Here is a 19,230-nt window from a genome sequence, read left to right as displayed (position 1 = left end):
GGCCGCGCGACGCAGAAGTTGTCCTTCAGCGGGTGAGCAGAACCTCGCGAAAGGCCTCGATGGCGGCGTCCGTGCCGGCGTCGTCGACGTCGAGGTGCCACACCAGCCGGACGCGGTCCTTGCCGGCGGGAAAGGCGCGAACACCCTTCTCCCCCACCGCTGCTGAGATCTCAGCGGCGGAGCGGCCCGTGGAGGAGGTGTCGATCATGACGATGTTGGTCTCGACCGCCGCCGGGTCGACGACGGACACCGACTCGGCCAGCGCCGTCGCGAATCGGCGCGCCCGGGCGTGATCCTCGGCGAGCCGGTCGAGGTGGTGGTCCACGGCATATAGACCGGCAGCCGCGATGACGCCGGCCTGACGCATCCCGGCCCCGTAACGCTTGCGCCATACCCGCGCCTCGGCCATCGCGTCGGTGGAACCGACGAGCACGGAGCCGACCGGGGCTCCGAGCCCCTTGGACAGGCACACGCTCACGGTGTCGAACAGCCGGCCGTATGCCGCCAGCGCCACCCCCGTGGCCACGTGCGCGTTCCACAGCCGCGCACCGTCGAGGTGCATCGGCACCCCGAGTGGCTCCAACCCCGCCCGCAGGGCTTCGATCTCGGTGAGCGGCTGGATCGTCCCACCGCCGAAGTTGTGCGTGTTCTCGACGACGACGAGCTGGGTTTCCACCTGATAGGGCCCGACACCGGTGGTCACCATCGCCAGCGCGTCGGCCGCCACGAGGCGGCCGGCGACCGAGGACCAGGTGCGCGAGGTGATGCCCGAGAAGACCGCGGCGGCACCGAGTTCGGCGCGCACGACGTGCGCCAACGAGTCCGCGAGCATCTCTCCGCCGGGTCGCACGTGCAGGCGCAGGCCGAGTTGGTTGGCGAGGGATCCCGTCGGGCAGAAGAGTCCGGCCTCGTGGCCGAGCAGCCCGGCAACCCGCTCCTCGAGCGCCCTGACGGTCGGATCCTCGCGGAAGACGTCATCGCCCACCTCGGCCTCCGCCATCGCGTGCCGCATGGCGGCTGTGGGACGAGTGAGGGTGTCGGACAACAGGTCCGCCACGACCTCAGTCACGCGAGAGCATCTCGGCGACGAGGAAGGCGAGTTCGAGGCTCTGCTGGTGGTTGAGCCGAGGGTCGCAGAGGGACTCGTAGTTGTTCGCAAGGTCCGCGTCGAGGATCTTCTCCGAGCCACCGATGCACTCGGTGACGTCGTTGCCGGTGAGCTCGACGTGGATGCCACCTGGCACCGTGCCCAAGCCCTGGTGCACCTCGAAGAAGCCACGGACTTCGTCGACGACGTCCTCGAAATCCCTTGTCTTGTACCCAGAAGCAGACGAGAAGGTGTTGCCGTGCATCGGGTCGCACACCCACGTGACCTGGGCACCCGAGGCCGTGACCTTCTCGACGATCGACGGTAGGGCTTCACGGATCCGGCCGGCACCCATGCGCGTGATGAAGGTCAGGCGCCCCGGCTCGCGAGTCGGGTCGAGTGCGTCGATCATCCGCAGCAGGTCGTCGACATCGGCGCCGGCGGAGACCTTGACGCCGATCGGGTTGCGAATGCGCGAGACGAAGTCGATGTGCGCGCCGGCCAGGTCGCGGGTGCGCTCCCCGACCCAGAGGAAGTGCGCCGAGGTGCTGTAGAGCTCACCTGTGCGGGAGTCGGTGCGCACCAGGGGTCGCTCGTAGTCCAGCAGCAGCGCCTCGTGGGCGGCGAAGAACTCCGTGGTCTTCATCGCCTCGAAGTCGGCACCACAGGCGGCCATGAACTTCATCGCCTTGTCGATGTCGCGCGCGATCTTCTCGTAGCGGGCGTTGGCCGCGTTGGAGACAAAGCCCTTGTTCCAGTCGTGAACGTACCGAAGGTCCGCGAAGCCACCGGTGGTGAAGGCCCGCACGAGGTTGAGGGTCGCGCTGCTCGCGTGATACCCCCGCACCAAGCGCTGCGGGTCGGGCTCGCGCGAGGGCGCCGAGAAGTCGTAGTCGTTGACCATGTCGCCGCGGTAGGCCGGAAGCGTGACGCCGTCGCGGGTCTCGACGTCGCTCGAGCGCGGCTTCGCGTACTGCCCGGCCATCCGCCCCACCTTGACCACGGGCACGGACGCCCCGTAGGTGAGGACAGCCGCCATCTGGAGGATCGTCTTGACCCGGTTCTTGATGTTGTCGGCACTCGCCCCGGCGAAGGTTTCGGCGCAGTCCCCGCCCTGGAGCACGAAGGCCTCGCCGCGCGCGGCGGCCGCCATCCGGGTCTTGAGGACATCGCATTCGCCGGCGAAGACGAGCGGTGGATAGGTGGCGAGCGTGGCGACCGCCGACTGCAGGGCGGCGGCGTCCGGCCAGGTCGGCTGCTGGGCAGCCGGCAGGTCATCGGGCGCGAGGAGTCCGGCCATGGGGGCCGGATCGGTGGTGATGCTCACCGTCCAAGGATAGGTTCCCCGGCGAGCGACCTCCTCGCCCGGCCCGGATGCCGGTCAGTCAGGTCGAGGTGGTGCCCGCCTTCTTGGCCTTGAGGCTGTCCTTCATCTGCGCGGCATACATGTCGACGTACTCCTGCCCGGAGAGCTCCATGAGCGAGTACATGATCTCGTCGGTCGCGGACCGCAGGACGAAGCGGTCCTCTTCGAGGCCGGCATACCGGGAGAAGTCCAGGGGGGCGCCGAAGCGGATGCCGACGCGCTGGATCTTCGGGATCACCGTGCCGGTGGGCTGCACCTTGTCGGTGTTGATCATCGCGACCGGCACCACGGGCACCCCAGCCTCGATGGCCATCCTGGCCACCCCGGTCTTGCCCTTGTAGAGGCGCCCGTCCGGCGAACGGGTGCCCTCGGGGTAGAGGCCCAGGATGTCGCCGGCGCGCAGCACCTTGAGACCGGCGTCGAGAGCGGCGCTGCTCGCGCGACCACCGCTGCGATCCACGGGAAGCTGGCCGACCCCGGTGAAGAACATCTTGGTCAGACGTCCCTTCAGGCCGGTGCCGGTGAAGTAGTCGGCCTTGGCCAAGAAGGTCATCTTCCGAGGCACGACGAGCGGCAGGAAGATCGAATCGGAGAAGGAGAGGTGGTTGCTCGCGAAGATCACTCCCCCGGCGTCCGGAATGTGCTCCTCCCCTTCCACCCACGGGCGGAAGAGCACTTTGAGGACCGGTCCGAGGACGACCGTCTTGAGCAACCAGTACAACACCGGGCGTTTCGTCCTTCCGAGAACCGACCCGTGCAGCCTAGTCGACCGAGCCCACGCCACCGTGGGTCACAATGGATGGCGTGACCTCCCGCGACGACGGTGCCCGTGAAGATTCTTCACGGCTCCCCGACGACGTGGTCGACCGACGCTTCGAGGACATCGTGGCGCACTGGGGTGACGCGGACCCCGACGGCACGAGCGTGTCGGACACAGAAGGCACCCCACCCGATCTCACCGACGCCGAGCCTCCCGCTCCCGCTGGGAGCTCGACCCCAGAGGTCACCGTCCTGTCCTTTCCCGTCTGGCGCGGCCCGACCGGGCCGTCGATCACGGACGAGACACCCGACCTTGGTGCCGGCGAGGACGACGAGGACGACGAGGACGACGGCTTCGTACCACCAGAGGTGGCCCTGCCACCGGGTGAGGACCTGCACTATTGGGGGGCGGTGGCGGGCTTGGTGCTCGGCCCGGTCATGGTTCTCTATGTCGTCTTCGCCCGGCCGTTCCACGCCACCTGGTGGCTGCTCGCCGGCATCGCCGCGATCGTGCTCGGCTTCGGGCTGCTGGTCCTGCGCGCTCCCAGGGAACGCGATCCCTTCGACTCCGACGACGGTTCCCGCGTCTGAGTCCCTGCCGCTCGCGTCAGACCGAGCCGGGCCTCAGGTCGACCCACACCGGCCGGTGGTCCGAGGCGGCGGCGAGCACGGCATCGTCCAGCACGACGGGCGGGCCGGCCACGACCTTCAGGTGCGGCGTGGCAAAGATGACGTCGAGTGCTTTGCGCGGAGCGCGAGAGGGATACGTGGGCACTGACCCGCTGACGACGCGCAGCCCTTGGGCAAAGGCACGATGGGCCGCGCCGTCATCGAGTTCGTTGAGATCTCCGGCGACGACGAGCGCACCCGGTTGGTCGGCAAGTGCGGCGAGGATGGCCCCGGCATGACGTTGCCGTTCATCCGGCCTCAGGCTCAGGTGGAGACTGACCGCGGTCAGCGGTTGCCAGCCGTCGATCACCAGGTGCGCCACGGCATACCCACGAGTCCGGTCGAGCAACCGCACCGGCAGTCGGTGGTGACCGGCACCCGAGACGCGGATGCGCTCGGAGACGAAGATCGTCGTCCCTCCACTGCCCCGATGACGCCCCACCCACGCCATGCCGCACGCCGTCGCGAAGCGCGACACCCGCCACGCGGCGCCGAGGCGGCGCGGAACCTCCTGCAGGCAGAGCACGTCCGGATCGATGGCGCGCACGACGCTGGCTGCCGCGTCGCGGTCGTCGAGGAAGTCGCGCGTGTTGTACGACGCGACACGCACCGCCCTCACGTGGACAGGGCGTCCCGTGCGAGTTCCGCGGCCCCGATGACGCCGGCGTCGTTGCCCAGCGCCGCCGCAACGATGCGAGCCTCCGGTCGATAACCACGGCCGGTGAGGTGGCGGCGGAAGTTCTCGCGCGCCGGACCCAGCAGGAACTCGCCGGCCGCGCTCACCCCGCCGCCGATGACGAAGGTCCCCGGGTCGAGAGCTGCGGCGAGGTTGGCGATCCCGACACCGAGCCATCGGCCGACCTCGCCGATGAGTTCGATGGCGAGACGGTCACCGCGCTTGGCAGCCTCGGTGACCAACGGTCCGGAGAGGGTGTCGGCCGGGCCGACGACCTCCCGGAAGAGGTCGGTGATCATCGGCGAGGTCGACGCCATGAGCACGCGAGCCTCGCGAACCAGCGCGTTGCCGGAGGCGTACTGCTCCCAACAGCCTCGGTTGCCACACTCGCAGCGAATGCCATCGGGGACGACCTGCATGTGCGCGAATTCCCCGGCGATGCCGTAGCGACCCCGGATCACCTGCCCCTCATAGACGATGCCACCCCCGATGCCCGTGCCCAGGTTGACCATGACGAGGTGGGACTCACCGCGTCCGGCACCGAAGCGGTACTCGCCCCAGATCGAGGCGTTCGCATCGTTGTCGACGACGAGCGGCAGCCCGACGCGTTCGCCGAGCCGCTCGCGCAGGGGCTCGTTGCGCCACGACAGGTGAGGCGCGAAGACGACAGTGGAGCGGTCTGCCGAGACGAAGCCGGCGGCACCGATGCCGACGGCCGCAACGTCCGGATGGACAGCACGAAGTTCGTCGACCACCGAGAGAATCGTCTCCTCGACGACGCGAGGGCTGCGGGAGCGGTCCGGTGTCACGGTGCGCGCGGTGGCGAGCAGGGCACCCCGCGCGTCCACGACCCCACCGGCGACCTTGGTGCCGCCGATGTCGATGCCAATGGTGAGCGGGCCGTTCACGCCCCCTCCTCTCCGCGCGGGTCGGTGCCGGTCACGATGATGTCCTCCACCGGTGGGCGCGGGCGCCGTGGTGGGGGCGCCCCCTCCTCGCTCCTCGAGGATGGGGTATGCCGCGCGGCCAGGTCAGCGAAGGTGGTCGCCGCAAGGGTGGCCACGTCGGCGAGGGACCGCAAGGTCTCCGGACTCAGCCCTTTGACGAGCTCCACGCCGCGGCACAGCGGGCACCACGTGCAAGCACGGGAGTGGGTGGCCGGCGTGGTGTCGATGGTCGGCGCGGTCGCTGGGTCGGCGCGGTCGTCGGTGTTCGGTGGTCCCCCACCGAGCACGCGCAGCAGGCGTGCGGTCTCCTCGGCCACCGAACCGATGGCGGCGTCGACGTCCTCATCGGCCATGGGGCCACACCTCCTCGTCCTTGACGAACCGCACCGTGAGCATCCCACTGCCCACCGACGCATTCTCAACGACGCAACGCCGCAGCGCCGACGGCAGCGCAATGATCCGCCGGTCACCGCCCACGCTGACGATGAGGTCGTCGGCCCGGCGCTGCACCCGCACCGCGGCCGCGTCGGCCAGCCCGATCGGCTGCTCGAGGACGAATCCGTCTTCGGCCCCGGTCACCCGTGGCACCGCCACCTCGACCGGGTCGGTCAGGGCCCGCGGCGTGCCCGCCAGGACCGAGCGTTCGTCGGCGAGGGCCGCCAGGGCCGCCACACCGATCGGCTCGCCGGCCACGTGCGGGGTGACCGTCACCGGGATGCCGTCGAAGGACTCGATGATCAGCGTGAGCCCGTCGGCCTGTGCCCTGTTCCACGCGCTGCGCCATTCGTCCTCACCCGCCGGGAGCACGCGGTTCACGACGACCTCGTCCACGGCATACCCGTGGAGGGCGAAGGCGGACCGCAACCGGCGCGCCTCCGCGACGACGACACGCTCCGGGGTGAGGACGATGCGCACGCTCGCCGACGGCCCGGTGAGGACCTCACGACAGCGCGCCATCAGGCGACGCCAGGTGCCGATGACGTCGAGGACCTCGCGGTCCGGCAGCGGTATGCCGGTCGCGGCCGCCGCAGCCGGGCGCAAGGTCGTGAGGAGGCGACGTTGGGCGGGCAACAACCGATCGAGGTGCCAGCCGAGGATCTCGGGGAGGGTGAGCAGGCGCAGCGTCTCGGCGCTCGGGGCGCAGTCGACGACGACGAGATCCCAGTCGCCGGAGTCGACGGCGAGCGCCAAGGTCAGGAGGGCATGGACCTCGTCGGCTCCGGGGAGCGTGACGAGTTCGTCGGCGATGACCGGGTCCACGTCCAGGCCCTCGAGGATGCGGAGCAGGTGGTCGCGCACGACGTCCCAGTCAGCCTCGACGTCGGTGTGGTGGTCCACCGCCAGGACGGTGAGCCCGCCGGGCGACCCCGGGACACCCACCGGGACATCGGTGCCGCTGCGCCAGTGCCGGGCCGAGGGCAAATCGACGTCGAGGACGTCACCCAAGGAGTGCGCGGGATCCGTGGAGAGGACCAGGACACGATGACCGCTTGAGGCGGCAGCGACGGCCATCGACGCGGCCGTGGTCGTCTTGCCCACGCCCCCCTTGCCGGTGACGAGCAGGACTCGAGTGCTGCCGGGAGGTTCGGTCACGCCTTCATCGACTCGACGCGCTTCTTCAACTCCTTGAGCGCGGTGTCGGTGATGACCTTCTCCGCCTTGCGCTTGAGCATGCCGATCATGGGGATCTTGAGGTCGACCTCGAGGTCGTAGGTAACCTTGGTGGGTCCCTTGGCCTTCCCGGTGAGGGCGTAGGTGCCGTTGAGGGCGGTGAGTACGCCAGCGCGGACCAGACTCCACGACACCGAGCCGGTGCCATCGGCCTCGATGGCGTCCCAGTCGTACTTCAGGACATAGGTGTCCTTGATGGCGCCGGCGTCCAGGACGTACTCGACCTGGTCGGCCCAGCCGTCACCGTCCTCGGTGAGCACGGTGACCGACTTCACCTGGCCTGCCCACTGCGGATAGGCCTCGAAATCGGCGATGACGTCGAGCACCGCTGCGGGTTCTGCGGCAATCTCGATCGAGGACGTGGTGCTGTCGGCCATGACTCGAAAGGCTATCGCGCCGCCGGAGATGCCTCGGCAAGGGCTTCCTAGGATGGTGCAGTGATCCCGCGCACCCCGAGCCCTCGATGGATCGGCGTCGCCGCGGCGGCCACCTGGCTGGCGACCACGGCCGCCATGCAGTGGAGCGTCGTCCGCTTCCGGCTGCTCATCCTGCTCGTCCTGACCGCTGCGGCGGTCGTGCTCGCGGTGTCCCTGGCCCGTCGCGTGGTTCCCGATCCGGCGCAGCGTTGGGTGCCGGTCACCCTCGCCGGGAGTGCCGTCGTCACCCTGGCCGTGCCGCTGTTCACGTACCTACGCGACGGGTGGCTGACCGCCGCCGTGACGGTCACGGTGGGAGCGGCGGTGGTCACGGCCGTTCTCACGTGGCTCACCACCCTGCCTTCGGATGCCGCGGGACCCAGCCCCGCGGCATACCTCTGGGGGGCGGTGGTCGGCACGGCTGCCGTCGCCGCCATCGCGCTGTCGACAATCGCGATCATCGGTGACCCCGCGCCGCGGATCGACGTCTGGTACCTCCTCCAGCAGGCCAGCGAGGTCCTGGGTCGCGGCGGCAACTTCTACACCGCAACGTGGACCGGCTCCCCCGGCGTCAAGGACATCCACTCCTACCTGCCCTGGATGACCGTCCTCGTCGCTCCGGGGAAGTGGCTCTTCGGTGACGTGCGGTGGGCGCTGCTCCTGTGGTCGCTCGTGCTCCTCCTCGCCACCGTTGCCCTTGCTCGCCTCAGCGCCACCGACGGGCTCGGGAACCGTCGCGGCGCGGCCATCGCCGCCCTCCTGGTCGTCGTGCCGGGCACGATCACCCAGGTCGACCAGGCCTGGACCGAGCCACTGCTCGCCGCCCTGATCGTTGTCTGGGCCGTGCTCGTCGCGCGCGGCCGGGCCTGGTGGTCGATCATTCCTCTCGCTCTGGCCTGCGCGAGCAAGCAGCACTTGGCGCTGGTCGTCCCGCTCCTGCTGGTCTGGCGACCTTTCGGGTGGCGCCGGGTCCTCGCGACCGGTGCCCTGACCGCCGCCCTGATCTCCCCGTGGGTCCTCGCGGACTTCGCCGCCTTCTGGCACGACACGGTGACGGCTCTCGTGCAGTTCCACCCGATTCGCTTCGCCAACACGTGGTTTCTGTTCTTCCTCAACGAGTTCGGCATCACGCTGCCCTTCTGGGTGACCGGCCTCGTGGTGCTCGGCGCACTCGCCATCGCGATGGTGGCCGTCCATCGCCGGCAACCCGATCTCGGCGAATTGCTGCGCTGGGCGGCCCTCGTGCTCCTGGTCGCCAGTCTCGTGAACAAGCAGGCCTTTTACAACCAATTCTGGCTGTCGCTGGCGCTCGTCGCCGTCTCGCTCGTCATCCCTCTTCGGCGAGTTCCTGCAGTCGCGCCTGCCAGTCGCTGAGCAGTTGCGCTCGGGTTGTCCCGAGGACGCTGACGAGAGCACGGTCCGCTGCTGCTTCGGCGTCCGCTTGTGTCCCGGGAATCGCTGCCGCCCTGATGAATTCGCGCACCGCCTCAACGCCGTGGCGGTCGACGAGCAGGGTCACGAGCACCCAGCTGCGCTGGTAGGTGGGGCCGATCGTCGCAGCTTCGGCGTTGAAATCACCTTGGTCGGGGAGCCGGGTCGGAAGGTTGCCGGCTCTCACCGGCGCGAGCGCGTCGGCGGCGATCGTCGTCGGCGTGAGGCCGGTCGCGGCATACGCAACGTGATCGGCGAAACCCTCCGAGAGCCACAGCGGGGCCTGTCCGGCCAACTCGGCCCGGAGCCGGACGTGCACCGCCTCGTGTGCGATGACGAAGGCGCGCCCATCAGGGCTGAGCCGGGCTAGGGCGTCCGGGTTGAGCAGCACCCGATCCGCGACGGCACGGCCGGTCGCGTCGAGTGGTCCGTCGGTCACGGCAGCGACCTGGTCGGTGCCGGCGGCGGCCTTCGACCAGGCCAGGTAGTCCGTGGCGGTGGCCGGTGCGACGACGACGAGAGGCGGCATCGGGGCGCCGGAGGGCCAAGCGGCGACGGCAAGCTCGTGTGCCCGCTCCACCCATTGGGCGTATGCCGTGCGCGTCACCTCGTCGACGGTCCCGACGACCAGCCCGTGGGCTGCGTTCGTCACCCCTGCCCCTGGCGCCCACCACGGCGCCGCTGCCGTGATCGGTGCGGTGTGGTCGACGATGCGCCAGCCACCGTCGGCGCCGCCGACGAGAGTCACTGTGAAGCCTTCCTCGGCGTGGGTGTCGGCCCGCTCTCCTGCCAGCCGCCAGGTCGTCGGGACGAGCACATCGACCGTGGTCGCACCACGTGACCCAGTTCCGGATGGGGTCGCGGTCGGGGTTCTGGAGAGTCTGGGGTGGTGGTGGCGCAACTCGGCCCAGGGCACGGCGGCCAAGGTCGCGAACTGCGTGAGCAGAGCCGGGCCGCGGCCCGCCGTCGGATCGGCGAGAAGCGCGGCATACGTCTGCTCGTCGCCTGCACGGATCGCACGCTCTCGCGTCGTCAGTACCACGTCGACGGCATCGAGGAGGGCGGCCTCGGCCGCAGGGTCGAGCGTCGCGGAGGTCCGGGGAGTCGAGCGCGGAGTCGGGTCGTGACCCCCGGTCGAGCACGCGGTGAGGCTGCACGCGACGAGGAGAGAAATCGCCCACAACACGGCGCCTCCCGTGGCGCGTCGCGTCCGGCGCCTCGGTGACCTCACGGGCTCATCGTCGCACTCAGCCCGTCGCGCGCCCGCCCGGCAGGTCGCGGTGTCGCGCAACGGCCGACGACGCCGCCGCACGTGTGACAAGCCCGGCACGAGCGAACGCGTCGACAGCCGCTCGCTCGTCGGCGTCGAGCGAGAGGACTGTCTCACCGGCCATCACCGGCGGGCTCGCCAGGAAGGCCGACACCATGCAGTCGGCGCACCCGGTGTGCTGCACCGGACATCGCGCACAGTCGATCGTCATGCTCGGGCCGAGCAATGGGTGACGGGAGGTCATCGGAACTCACCCCTTTCGTTGGTGTTGTGACCACGCTAAAAGCCGCCACCGACAGCCCGCTCAAGCCCGGCCCCGAGCGGCGGGAAACCCGGTTTCCGCGTCACGCAGAAGTTGTCTCAGCGGAGCCTTTCCAGCGCGCCTGCCACCCACTGTCAGGCCGGGAACATATGTTCGAGACATGCGGATGATCCAGGGCACCCTCGAGGACCTGGGCACCCCTCTGTCCGACGTGACCTTCGTCGTCGTCGACCTCGAGACCACTGGGGGCTCGCCGCAGGAGTGCGGCATCACCGAGTTCGGCGCCGTCAAGGTGAGGGGCGGCGAGGTCCTGGGCGAGTTCCAGACCTTCGTCAACCCAGGTCACCCGATCCCCGCCTTCATCTCCGTCCTCACCGGCATCACCGATTCCATGGTGCGCGACGCGCCCCGCGTCGAGGCCGCCCTCACGGCCTTCCTCGAGTTCGCCGCCGGGTCGGTGCTCGTCGCCCACAACGCCGGGTTCGATGTCTCCTTCCTCAAAGCCGCCGCACGCCGGGCCAACCTGTCCTGGCCCAACCACCCCGTCCTCGACACCGTCCATCTCGCACGCCAGCTCGTGACCCGCGACGAGGCCCCCAACCACCGCCTCTCCTCCCTCGCCGTCCTCTTCGGCGCCACCACGACCCCCGACCACCGCGCCCTCCACGACGCCCGCGCCACCGTCGACGTCCTCCACGGCCTGATCGAGCGAGTCGGCAACCTCGGGGTGCACTCCCTCGAGGAGCTCAAGGACTACTCGGCTCGGGTCCCGGCCGCCACCCGCCGCAAGCGCCATCTCGCCGACAGCCTCCCCGACTCCCCCGGTGTGTATGTCTTCAAGGACGGTCAGGGACGCGCTCTCTACGTCGGCACCTCGGTCAACATCCGCACCCGCGTGCGCAGTTACTTCACAGCCAGCGAAGGCCGGCGTCGGATGGCCGAGATGGTCCGCATCGCCGAGACGGTGACCCCGATCGTCTGCCCCACCGCTCTCGAGGCGGAGGTGCGCGAGTTGCGCCTGATCGCCGCCCACAAGCCCCGCTACAACCGTCGATCGCGCAACCCCGAGAAGGCCCTCTGGCTCAAACTCACCATCGAGCCCTTCCCTCGCCTGTCGATCGTCAAGGCGGTGATCGGCGACGGAGCTCGGTATGCCGGCCCGTTCGCCTCCCGTTCAGCCGCCGAGGCGGCCGTCGCCGCCATCCACGAGGTGGTTCCGCTGCGCCAGTGTCTCGAGCGGCTCTCCCCCACCCGGCCGCGCTCGGCCTGCGCCCTCGCCGACATGGGGCGATGCGGCGCGCCTTGCGTCGGACGCCAAACCGTCGAGGAGTATGCCGTGGTCTCAGCCCAGGTGGCCGACCTCCTCACCGGGGACTCGCGGCAGGTGATGGCGCGTCTCCGGGAGCGGATGGCCACGCTCTCCGAGCAGGAGCGCTTCGAGGACGCGCGGACGGTGCGCGACCGCACCCTCTCGCTGGTGCGGGGCGCGGCGCGCGCCCAGCGGATGGACCCCCTGGCGCGTACGGCCGAACTCGTCGCGGCCCGACGGCATCCCCTCGCCGGAGGCTGGGAGATCGTCGTTGTCCGGCACGGTCGCCTCGCCGGGTCCTCGATCTCACCGCGAGGAGCAGACCCGATGCCCTACGTCGAGGCGGCACGTGCCACCGCCGAGGTGGTCCTGGCCCCCGATGCCCCAGCGAGTGCGGCCACCCCAGAGGAGACCGACAAGATCCTGCGGTGGCTCGAGCAGCCCGGCGTGCGGATCGTCGACATCGTCGGGCAGTGGACCTGTCCCGTGGGGGGTGCCGGGGCCGCGCGTGCCGAACTGGAAGCACTCACTCAGTCGGCCGCCGACGCCATCGGCTTCGCCCACAGCGCCTGACCTCGTCCTGCCGCTCGGCGCACGGAAGTCAGTAGGCTCACGCCTGTGATCACCGCCATCGTCCTCATCAGCGCCGACGTCGACCGAATTCCGGAGGTGGCTCAGGAGATCGCCGACCTCGATGGCGTCACGGAGGTGTATTCCGTGGCCGGTGACGCCGACCTGATCGCCTTGGTGCGCGTCCGCCAGCACGAGGATCTCGCCGACGTCATCGCCGACCGTCTCAACAAGGTCAAGGGCGTGACGGGGACGGCGACGCACATCGCCTTCCGCACCTACTCCAAGCACGACCTCGAGACGGCCTTCAGCCTCGGACTCGACTGACGTCAGGGCCGGTGCTGCTGCCCAGCCAGCCTGCGAGTGGCGGCGACCCATCCGTCGAGGGTGGCCAGGGCCGCACCCGAAGCGATCGTCTCCGCCGCCCGGCGCACCCCAACGGCAATGGCTGCCGTGATCGCCTCCGACGTCGCGTCCGCGGCGCCGGAGGCGACCGCCAAAGCAGCACCCGCATTGAGCAGGACCGCCTGCCGGGCCGCGCCCTCCTCCCCCGAGAGCACCGCCCGGACGACTGCCGCGTTCTGCACTGCATCGCCACCGCGTAGGTCGTCGAGCGGGTGTCGCCGGACCCCGACCGCCTCCGGGGTGATCTGGAGCTCGGAGACCTCTCCGTTCCGGACCCACCAGAGGTCCGAGACGTCCGAGACGGTCAACTCGTCGAGTCCGTCGCGCCCACGGAAGACCGCGGCATCGGTGCCGCGGGACGCGAAGACGCCGGCGATGATCGGCGCGTAGCGCTTGTCTGCCACTCCGACCGCCGTCCACGTCGGCTGGGCCGGATTGGTCAACGGCCCGAGCAGGTTGAAGGCCGTGGCCACTCCGAGTCCGCTTCGGGCGGGTGCGGCGTGCCTCATCGCGGGGTGGAAGGCGTTGGCGAAGCAGAAGGTGATCCCCGCCTCCAGCGCGACCTGTCGCACCTGCTCGGGCGGAAGCGTGAGGTCCACACCCAACGCCTCGAGCACATCCGCCGACCCAGAACTCGAGGAGGCCGCACGGTTGCCGTGTTTGACCAGGCGCACCCCGGAGGCCGCCATGACGATGGCTGACATCGTCGAGATGTTGACCGTGTTCTGGCGGTCGCCGCCCGTGCCGACGATGTCGATCGTGGGCCCGGGCACCTCGATGCGATGGGCGTGCGCCAGCATGACATCGGCCAACCCGCGGATCTCCGCGACCGACTCACCCTTGACCCGCAGCGCCATGAGGAAGCCGGCCAGTTGGATGGGGGTCGCCTCGCCCCTCATGACCTCGTTCATGGCCCATTGGGCCTGCTCCAGAGTGAGATCCGAGCCACCGACGAGGACCGTCAGGAGGTCGGGCCAGGTGATCCGACCCGGCTCAACGTCCACCGCGGTCAGGCGGAGCGGGCGCCGCGGGCGAGCGACGCAACCGCCTCGGCCACCTGGATGGGGTCCAGCGGGTGTGGCACGACAGCGTCGGCCAGCGACCACGCCGCCAGCCACCCGTCCTGCGGACGCCCGGTGAGGACGAGCACCGGCGGGCAGTTGTAGATCTCGTTCTTGAGTTCGCGGCAGAGACCGAGGCCGCCGGTCGGTGCGGCCTCACCGTCCAGGATGACCAGGTCGTAGCCACCAGCGTCGAGGGCCGCAGTGACGGCCGGCGCGGTTGCGCACTCATGCCACCGGATGATCTCGACGTCACGCGCGGGTCGGCGACCCGCAGCGGCGCGCACCGAGTCGCGGGTCGTGATGTCGTCGCTGTAGAGAAGGACGCTCACCTGGCGAGGGCCGGCACCGGCGGAGGCGGCCGAACCGGGCTCGATCGCGGCGGCGGAGTGGGTCGAGGAAGCCATGTCGTGATCGTACCCGTGCTCAATTCATCAACTGCGTTGCCTCAATCGGGGGGTCGGAGGAGCGCGCCGAGCGGTTTACCGACATAATGGCGCGCGTGGCGAATGCAGCGGTGATCCAGAACAAGCCTTCGGGGCCCGTCCCCAGCATCCCCGGGCATGGTCCGGCGACCCGACCCAACATGGTGGCCGTGGGCACCATGGTCTGGTTGTCGAGCGAGTTGATGTTCTTCGCTGCCCTCTTCGCCTTCTACTTCACGATCCGCGGGCACGAGCCGCAGTTGTGGGCAGAGCGCACGGCTCAACTCAACATCCCCTTCGCCGCCGCCAACACCGCCATCCTCGTCATCTCCTCGGTGTGGTGCCAGTTGGGCGTTCACCAGGCCGAACACGGCAAGGCCCATCGCTCCGGTTCGCTCTTCAACGTCAGTTCCTGGGGCATGCGTGAGTGGTACGTCCTCACCTACATCTTCGGATCGATCTTCGTGGCCGGCCAGGTGCTCGAGTACGCCCACCTCGTCGCCGATGGCGTGACCCTGTCGAGTGACGCCTACGGATCGGTCTTCTACCTCGCCACGGGGTTCCACGGCCTGCACGTCACCGGTGGCCTGATCGCCTTCCTGCTCATCATCGGTCGCACCTTCACGACCCGCCGCTACTCCCGCATGCAGGAGGCCGGTGCCGTCGTCACCTCGTACTACTGGCACTTCGTCGATGTCGTGTGGGTCGCGCTGTTCGCGATGATCTACATCCTTCGCTGACACCCTGAACCGAGCCGACCGACACCGACCCGAGACGAAAGACGCGCAACCGTGAACGCACTGGCCGCCCGCCGTCGCCACCCCGCAGCCATCGCCGTGCTGCTCCTCATCGGCCTGTTCCTCATGGGGGCCGCCTACTCCGCCGTGGCACCGCGCCCGGCCGAGGCCGGCGTGGTCAGCCAGGACGACGTGAGCGAGGGCAAGCAACTCTTCCAGGCCAACTGCGCGAGTTGTCACGGCCTCAACGCCGAGGGTCGCAAGACCGGCTCCGGTGATGCCATCGCCGGCCCCACACTCGCAGGCGTCGGTGCCGCCGCGGTCGATTTCCAGATGTCGACCGGCCGGATGCCGATGCGCGCCCCCACCGCCCAGGCTCCTCGGTCGGACACGATCAAGTTCTCGGAGGAGGACATCGCCAAGATCAGCGCCTACGTCGCGTCGCTCGCCCCGGGTCCGGCCATTCCCTCCGAAGAGATGGTCGACCCCACCAAGGGTGATCCCGCCAAGGGTGGCGAACTCTTCCGCGTCAACTGCGCGATGTGCCACAACTCCTCCGGGGCGGGCGGCGCGCTCACCCGGGGCAAGTACGCCCCCTCGCTGATGGACGTGGCCCCCAAGGACATCTACATGGCGATGGAGACGGGCCCGCAGTCGATGCCCGTCTTCAACGACACCAACCTCGACTCGACGGCCAAGCGCGACATCATCGCCTTCCTCAAGAGCGTGGAGGAGGGCGGCAACCCCGGCGGTCTCTCGCTCGGTCGCCTGGGGCCTGTGACCGAGGGCATGTTCGCCTGGATCTTCGGCCTGGGCCTCTTGGTCGGGATCGCGGTCTGGCTCGGGAAGAAGGCCGCATGACACTCGTCACCGACGCCCACATCCACCGCACATCGACAGGATCGATCAGCCGATGAACGACCAGGACATCACCGCCGCCGAGGGATTCGGCAAGGACGCCGTCCGTCTCGACGAGGGTCACGTCGTCGGTCAGGGCGGCATCCCCGACCGTTTCGAGAACCCCGGCCTGCCCCCTCACGTGCCGCGCGGAGCCGATCTCAGCGAGGCCGCGGCCAAGCGTGCCGAAAAGCAGGTCGCCGGCCTGTTCACCCTGTCGATTCTGGGCACGGTCCTCTTCGTGCTGGCCTACTTCCTCGTCGACATCCGCACCATGGCCTACCTGCCGGGCATCGGCGACATGAGCCTGCAGCACGTCCTGCTCGGGGTCGGCATGGGCCTGGCCCTGCTCGGGATCGGGCTGGGCGCGGTGCACTGGGCCAAGACCCTCATGCCCGACGAGGAAGTCGTCGAGATGCGCCACCCCATGCGCAGCTCGGACGCCGACCGGGACGAGGTCGTGCGCATCATGAAGGAAGAGGGTGGCAAGGCACAGTTGAGCCGCCGGCCGCTCCTCAAGTACACCCTCGGTGGTGCGATGAGCCTGTTCGCCCTCCCGGTCCTGCTGCCCGTCCTCGGCGGCCTGGGCCCGATGCCGCAGAAGAGCATGTCCCTCACCTTCTGGAACGGCGGTCCGTCCGGTCCCGGCGAGGAGCCCGCCTTCACCCCGATGCGCCTCATGCGTGACCCGGAGAACACCGCGATCAAGGCCTCCGACGTCACCATCGGCTCGGTCTTCCACGTCCTGCCCGAAGGCCTGCTCGACCTCGAGCACGGCGTCCTCGAGGAGAAGGCCAAGGCAGCTGTCCTCCTCATGCGCCTGGATCCCAGTGACATCAAGAGCCAGAAGGAGCTCGACTGGGGCCACCAGGGCATCGTCGCCTACTCCAAGATCTGCACCCACGTGGGCTGCCCGGTCGGCCTGTACGAACAAGGCACCCACCACCTGCTCTGCCCGTGCCACCAGTCGACCTTCGACGTCACCGACGACTGCAAGGTCATCTTCGGCCCGGCCAAGCGGCCGCTTCCCCAGTTGAAGATCACCGTCGATGACGAGGGCTACCTCGTGTCCGCCCAGCCGTTCCGTGAAGCGGTCGGCCCGAGCTTCTGGGAGCGTGGCTGATGAGCACCAGCGCCCGTCCCGCCGACGCCCTGCGCGCCGACGACAAGCCGACCCAGACGCCACCGAGCGCGGCAGCCCGCAAGATCGGCGGCGTCGCCGGCTGGGTCGACGACCGCACCGGTGCCGGCAAGGCCGTCGGCTACCTCATGAAGAAGGTCTTCCCGGACCACTGGAGCTTCATGCTCGGCGAGATCGCGATGTATTCGATGATCATCGCGCTCATCTCCGGCGCCTTCCTCACGCTCTGGTTCGTCCCGAGCATGGGCCACACGGTCTACGAGGGCTCCTACGTCCCGCTGCGGGGCGTCCACATGTCCGAGGCCTACGCCTCAACCCTGCACATCTCCTTCGACGTCCGTGGCGGCCTGATCATTCGCCAAATCCATCACTGGGCCGCCTTGATGTTCATCGTGGCGATCGTCGTCCACATGTTCCGCGTGTTCTTCACCGGCGCCTTCCGCAAGCCGCGTGAAATCAACTGGGTCATCGGTTCAGTGCTCGCCCTGCTCGCCATCGTCGAGGGCTTCTCGGGCTACTCCCTTCCCGACGACCTGCTCTCGGGCACCGGTATTCGCGCCATGCAGGGCTTCGTCCAGACCGCACCGGTCATCGGCTCCTACCTGGTCTACGGCATCTTCGGTGGACCCTTCCCCGGCGAGGCGATCATCCCCCGGCTCTACAGCGCGCACATCTTGCTGCTGCCGGCCGTGCTGATCGGGTTGTTCACGGCCCATATCGTCCTGGTCGCCCTGCAGAAGCACACCCAGTTCCCCGGCCCGGGCCGGACCAACGACAACGTCGTCGGCTTCCCCGTGATGCCGGTGTATGCCGCGAAGGCCGGCGGGTTCTTCTTCATCGTCTTCGGCGTCATCTCGCTGATGGCCGCCTTGGTCACGATCAACGCGGTCTGGGCCTACGGACCCTACGACCCCTCCCCCGTGACGGCCGGCTCGCAGCCGGACTGGTACATGGGCTTCGCCGATGGCGCCCTGCGCCTCTTGCCCGGCTGGCTGGAGTTCACCCTCGCCGGCTTCACGTTCTCGATGAACATCATGCCGGGGGCGCTCATCCTGCTCCCCTTGGTCTACATCGTCGTCGGGGTCTATCCCTTCGTCGAGCGTTGGGTGACCGGTGACAACCGCGAGCACCACCTGCTCGACCGTCCCCGCAATGCCCCGACCCGGACCGCGATCGGCATGGCCGGCATCTCGATGTATTCGGTCCTGATGTTCGCGGCCGCGAACGACATCATCGCCATCAAGTTGCACATGTCGATCAACGACATCACCCATGTGCTGCGGGCGGCCTTCTTCATCCTGCCGATCATCGTCTTCTGGTGCACCAAGCGGATCTGCCTCTCGCTGCAGCGGGCCGACCGCAACCTGGCGCTCCACCAGCGCGAGTCCGGCACGATCATCCGCACCCCCGACGGGTCCTTCTTCGAGCGGCACGACGAGCTCACCGCCGACGAGCGCTGGATCCTGGTCCAGCACGAGCCGGTCGCCCCGATCGAGATCACCGATGGAGTCGACGAGAACGGCGTGGCCAAGCCGGCCAGTCGCGGCGACAAGCTGCGGGCCAAGTTGTCGCACTTCTACTTCAAGGACGCCGTCAATCCGGTCACCCCGGCCGAGCTGGCTGCCGCCCACCACGACGGCCACGGCCACGAGGCGATCGAGGCCGCGGACGAGGACGACTCGGCCCAGCTGGGCTCAGCCGTCCCAAGCCGCGACCACTGAGGTATGCCGCGGGGCCCGGTTCCGTTCGCGGAGCCGGGCCTCACGGCGTTCGTCGCGGGTGTCGCCTGGGCCGACGTCAGGAGTCCAGGAGCGCGACCCAGCGGCGGTGACCCTCCGCGTCGTCGATGTCGACGTCGAGCACCTTGGTCCTGCTGGTCGCACGGTCACGAGCGTGACCGCGCGAGTCCGCACCTCGAAGGCCTGCGCGACCGCAGCGAGCACCGCGGCCGTCGCCGCGCCGTCGACGCGCATGCCCCCATCCTCCCTTGCGTCCTCGCTGACGACCAGACCCCACAAAGTGACCTACCAGATACCCCCAAATGGGCCAATTCGTCCACAAACCCGAGGGGAAACCACTACGCTTTGTAGTAGTGGGAACGGCCCCACAAAGCCCGCTCCCCGGACCACCA

General features: G+C 69.2%; 20 protein-coding genes. 8 read left to right on the top strand and 12 right to left on the bottom strand.

Going from position 1 to position 19,230, the window contains the following annotated elements:
* Window positions 1-25: 25 nt before the first annotated feature.
* The 3 genes from BN10_RS03195 to BN10_RS03185 all read right to left on the bottom strand — a co-directional run bounded on the left by BN10_RS03195 (window position 26) and on the right by BN10_RS03185 (window position 3,177).
* Window positions 26-1,069, bottom strand: a complete 1,044-nt coding sequence (locus tag BN10_RS03195) for a threonine aldolase family protein (protein WP_010849723.1) — start codon at window positions 1,067-1,069, stop codon at window positions 26-28.
* Window positions 1,062-2,387, bottom strand: coding sequence for a class II 3-deoxy-7-phosphoheptulonate synthase (locus BN10_RS03190; protein WP_084311154.1), 1,326 nt, complete (start codon window positions 2,385-2,387; stop codon window positions 1,062-1,064). Before BN10_RS03190 ends, BN10_RS03195 begins: the two co-directional genes overlap by 8 nt.
* Window positions 2,388-2,472: 85 nt before the next feature.
* The gene (locus tag BN10_RS03185) at window positions 2,473-3,177 is read right to left on the bottom strand and encodes a lysophospholipid acyltransferase family protein (RefSeq protein WP_010849721.1); all 705 of its coding nucleotides are present in this window, start codon (window positions 3,175-3,177) and stop codon (window positions 2,473-2,475) included.
* Between the two features lie 80 nt (window positions 3,178-3,257).
* On the opposite strand from BN10_RS03185, the gene BN10_RS15515 reads away from it, so the two are divergent.
* Complete coding sequence (locus BN10_RS15515; RefSeq protein ID WP_156917118.1) at window positions 3,258-3,803, top strand: hypothetical protein; 546 nt, start codon at window positions 3,258-3,260, stop codon at window positions 3,801-3,803.
* A gap of 16 nt (window positions 3,804-3,819) precedes the next feature.
* Here the strand turns inward: BN10_RS15515 and BN10_RS03175 are convergent, their stop codons facing one another.
* From BN10_RS03175 to BN10_RS03155, 5 genes are read right to left on the bottom strand one after another with little or no spacing between them, the layout of a single operon-like run.
* A complete protein-coding gene (locus tag BN10_RS03175; protein WP_233354252.1) occupies window positions 3,820-4,491 on the bottom strand; it encodes an endonuclease/exonuclease/phosphatase family protein in 672 nt (223 codons plus the stop codon).
* A gap of 5 nt (window positions 4,492-4,496) precedes the next feature.
* A complete protein-coding gene (locus BN10_RS03170; protein WP_010849718.1) occupies window positions 4,497-5,465 on the bottom strand; it encodes an ROK family glucokinase in 969 nt (322 codons plus the stop codon).
* Complete coding sequence (locus BN10_RS03165; RefSeq protein WP_010849717.1) at window positions 5,462-5,857, bottom strand: hypothetical protein; 396 nt, start codon at window positions 5,855-5,857, stop codon at window positions 5,462-5,464. The genes BN10_RS03170 and BN10_RS03165 overlap by 4 nt, the downstream gene beginning before the upstream one ends.
* Window positions 5,847-7,097, bottom strand: a complete 1,251-nt coding sequence (locus tag BN10_RS03160) for an ArsA family ATPase (RefSeq protein WP_010849716.1) — start codon at window positions 7,095-7,097, stop codon at window positions 5,847-5,849. Before BN10_RS03160 ends, BN10_RS03165 begins: the two co-directional genes overlap by 11 nt.
* A complete protein-coding gene (locus BN10_RS03155; RefSeq protein ID WP_010849715.1) occupies window positions 7,094-7,552 on the bottom strand; it encodes an SRPBCC family protein in 459 nt (152 codons plus the stop codon). Before BN10_RS03155 ends, BN10_RS03160 begins: the two co-directional genes overlap by 4 nt.
* Window positions 7,553-7,612: 60 nt before the next feature.
* On the opposite strand from BN10_RS03155, the gene BN10_RS03150 reads away from it, so the two are divergent.
* On the top strand, window positions 7,613-8,965 hold the full coding sequence (locus tag BN10_RS03150) for a hypothetical protein (protein WP_010849714.1): 1,353 nt from the start codon (window positions 7,613-7,615) through the stop codon (window positions 8,963-8,965).
* On the opposite strand, the gene BN10_RS15510 is transcribed toward BN10_RS03150, so the two are convergent.
* Window positions 8,919-10,253, bottom strand: a complete 1,335-nt coding sequence (locus BN10_RS15510) for a hypothetical protein (RefSeq protein ID WP_156917117.1) — start codon at window positions 10,251-10,253, stop codon at window positions 8,919-8,921. The two genes, BN10_RS03150 and BN10_RS15510, sit on opposite strands and share 47 nt — an antisense overlap.
* A 16-nt stretch (window positions 10,254-10,269) precedes the next feature.
* Window positions 10,270-10,536 (bottom strand): hypothetical protein, encoded by a 267-nt coding sequence (locus tag BN10_RS03140; protein WP_010849712.1) that lies wholly within the window; start codon window positions 10,534-10,536, stop codon window positions 10,270-10,272.
* A gap of 178 nt (window positions 10,537-10,714) precedes the next feature.
* On the opposite strand from BN10_RS03140, the gene BN10_RS03135 reads away from it, so the two are divergent.
* Complete coding sequence (locus BN10_RS03135) at window positions 10,715-12,436, top strand: DEDD exonuclease domain-containing protein (protein ID WP_010849711.1); 1,722 nt, start codon at window positions 10,715-10,717, stop codon at window positions 12,434-12,436.
* 45 nt (window positions 12,437-12,481) lie between these two features.
* Window positions 12,482-12,760 (top strand): Lrp/AsnC family transcriptional regulator, encoded by a 279-nt coding sequence (locus BN10_RS03130; RefSeq protein WP_010849710.1) that lies wholly within the window; start codon window positions 12,482-12,484, stop codon window positions 12,758-12,760.
* Window positions 12,761-12,762: 2 nt separating this feature from the next.
* Here BN10_RS03130 and trpD read toward each other — a convergent pair whose 3' ends face one another.
* Both trpD and BN10_RS03120 read right to left on the bottom strand, forming a co-directional pair.
* Window positions 12,763-13,842, bottom strand: a complete 1,080-nt coding sequence (gene trpD, locus BN10_RS03125; protein ID WP_010849709.1) for an anthranilate phosphoribosyltransferase — start codon at window positions 13,840-13,842, stop codon at window positions 12,763-12,765.
* A gap of 5 nt (window positions 13,843-13,847) precedes the next feature.
* Window positions 13,848-14,306 (bottom strand): response regulator transcription factor, encoded by a 459-nt coding sequence (locus tag BN10_RS03120; protein WP_010849708.1) that lies wholly within the window; start codon window positions 14,304-14,306, stop codon window positions 13,848-13,850.
* An 86-nt stretch (window positions 14,307-14,392) separates the two neighbouring features.
* Between BN10_RS03120 and ctaE the strand changes: the two genes are divergently transcribed.
* From ctaE to qcrB, 4 genes are read left to right on the top strand one after another with little or no spacing between them, the layout of a single operon-like run.
* A complete protein-coding gene (ctaE, locus tag BN10_RS03115) occupies window positions 14,393-15,064 on the top strand; it encodes an aa3-type cytochrome oxidase subunit III (protein ID WP_010849706.1) in 672 nt (223 codons plus the stop codon).
* A gap of 51 nt (window positions 15,065-15,115) precedes the next feature.
* Window positions 15,116-15,922, top strand: a complete 807-nt coding sequence (gene qcrC / locus BN10_RS03110) for a cytochrome bc1 complex diheme cytochrome c subunit (protein ID WP_010849705.1) — start codon at window positions 15,116-15,118, stop codon at window positions 15,920-15,922.
* Between the two features lie 52 nt (window positions 15,923-15,974).
* A complete protein-coding gene (qcrA, locus tag BN10_RS03105; protein ID WP_010849704.1) occupies window positions 15,975-17,081 on the top strand; it encodes a cytochrome bc1 complex Rieske iron-sulfur subunit in 1,107 nt (368 codons plus the stop codon).
* The gene (qcrB, locus tag BN10_RS03100; protein ID WP_010849703.1) at window positions 17,081-18,820 is read left to right on the top strand and encodes a cytochrome bc1 complex cytochrome b subunit; all 1,740 of its coding nucleotides are present in this window, start codon (window positions 17,081-17,083) and stop codon (window positions 18,818-18,820) included. Before qcrA ends, qcrB begins: the two co-directional genes overlap by 1 nt.
* The last annotated feature ends 410 nt before the right edge of the window (window positions 18,821-19,230 follow it).

The organism is Phycicoccus elongatus Lp2 (assembly GCF_000367525.1).
Lineage (GTDB): Bacteria > Actinomycetota > Actinomycetes > Actinomycetales > Dermatophilaceae > Phycicoccus_A > Phycicoccus_A elongatus.
This window is presented reverse-complemented; position numbering and strand designations above follow the sequence as displayed.

What these genes read in the sequence shown, in the direction of transcription:
- BN10_RS03190 (WP_084311154.1), bottom strand. Translation starts at nt 2,387, where the DNA reads ATGGCCGGACTCCTCGCGCCCGATGACCTGCCGGCTGCCCAGCAGCCG.
- BN10_RS03165 (WP_010849717.1), bottom strand. Translation starts at nt 5,857, where the DNA reads ATGGCCGATGAGGACGTCGACGCCGCCATCGGTTCGGTGGCCGAGGAG.
- BN10_RS03155 (WP_010849715.1), bottom strand. Translation starts at nt 7,552, where the DNA reads ATGGCCGACAGCACCACGTCCTCGATCGAGATTGCCGCAGAACCCGCA.
- BN10_RS03140 (WP_010849712.1), bottom strand. Translation starts at nt 10,536, where the DNA reads ATGACCTCCCGTCACCCATTGCTCGGCCCGAGCATGACGATCGACTGT.
- BN10_RS03135 (WP_010849711.1), top strand. Translation starts at nt 10,715, where the DNA reads ATGCGGATGATCCAGGGCACCCTCGAGGACCTGGGCACCCCTCTGTCC.
- BN10_RS03120 (WP_010849708.1), bottom strand. Translation starts at nt 14,306, where the DNA reads ATGGCTTCCTCGACCCACTCCGCCGCCGCGATCGAGCCCGGTTCGGCC.
- ctaE (WP_010849706.1), top strand. Translation starts at nt 14,393, where the DNA reads ATGGCGCGCGTGGCGAATGCAGCGGTGATCCAGAACAAGCCTTCGGGG.
- qcrA (WP_010849704.1), top strand. Translation starts at nt 15,975, where the DNA reads ATGAACGACCAGGACATCACCGCCGCCGAGGGATTCGGCAAGGACGCC.
- qcrB (WP_010849703.1), top strand. Translation starts at nt 17,081, where the DNA reads ATGAGCACCAGCGCCCGTCCCGCCGACGCCCTGCGCGCCGACGACAAG.